General features: G+C 45.8%; 1 protein-coding gene. It reads left to right on the top strand.

The annotated features are described in order from the left end of the window. Positions 1-1,307: phage tail tape measure protein (locus L654_RS0100400; RefSeq protein ID WP_024606929.1), on the top strand; the 1,307-nt coding region annotated here is incomplete at both ends.

The raw sequence follows: 1,307 nt of genomic DNA, 5'->3' as shown, positions 1-1,307 counted from the left end.
CTTGCGCCAGCAATAGATCAGGCCGCCGCATTGGGTGAAGTGAAATCGCTGGGCGTAGTTGACGAATCATTACAAAAATTAAACAAAACTTCATTAGAGTTTACCGCCAATTTTGGCGGCAACGCATCCGACTTTGTTCGCAGCGCCTACGATATTCAATCAGCAATGTCAGGAATAACAGGCGACGAACTATCAAAGGTTACCGAAATATCAAACGTACTTGCCAAAGCCACTAAAGCCGACGCTGCAACAGTGACCGATTACATGGGCACAATGTACGGCGTATTTAAAGATACGGCCGACAAAATGGGCAAAGTAAAGTGGGCAGAAGACATTGCAGGTATTACAGCCAAAGCAGTAACCGACTACAAAACCGACGGTAAAGAAATGGCGTCCGCGTTTAGTGCGTTGGGTGCTTCGTCGTCTGCGCCAATAGCTGAGCAAATTGCTATTTTAGGCCGACTACAATCAACCATGAGCGGCAGCGAATCAGCAACAAAGTTAAAGGCATTTGAAGCAGGCGCAGGCAAGGCGCAAAAAGCACTCGGCTTAAACTTTACCGATAGCTCAGGGCAGCTACTGCCCATGGTAGATATACTGCAGCTCATTAATGATAAAACAAATGGTTTAACTAAGCAGGTCGACATTGACGCAATAGCATCCGCGTTCGGCTCAGCCGAAGCGTCGTCGCTAATTAAATTATTAATAAAAGATATAGACGGGTTAGATAACCAAGTAAAAGATTTAAGCAATATTAGCGGTATGGCAAACGTTGCAAAAATGGCGGACGACATGAAAACGCCGTGGAGCCAATTAGCAGGTTCGTTTAACTCTGCATCAATAGCACTTGGTCAGCGATTACTACCAGTGGTAGAACCTTTTGTTTCAATGCTAGCTACCATGTTTTATGGCATCGTCTCGCTAACCGAGCAATTCCCTATTTTGTCCAGCGCAATAGCAACCGTTGTAGTTGGCGTGGTGGGCTTAGTAACAGCCTTTGGCCTAGTTAACTTTGCTATGGGGTTGTTTAAATATGCGTCGGTTGTATTAACGCCAATTATAAGTGGCCTAAAGTACGCGACAGCGCTTTACTCAACAACAAACAAAGCGCTTGCAGCATCGTTAACGCTATCTACAGGGGCTACAAATAAAGCCCGCGCAGTGAGCGCGTTAACTACAGCGCAAACAATGGCGCAAACCAAGGCTACGCAAACAGCATCAATTGTTACAACGCTTTACGCAGGTGCAACTAATAAAGCCCGCATTGCATACGAAGTATTTAATGCTCGACTCCTTATGCCGGCTGG

This window comes from Pseudoalteromonas sp. TAB23, assembly GCF_000498075.1.
Lineage (GTDB): Bacteria > Pseudomonadota > Gammaproteobacteria > Enterobacterales > Alteromonadaceae > Pseudoalteromonas > Pseudoalteromonas arctica.
This window is presented reverse-complemented; position numbering and strand designations above follow the sequence as displayed.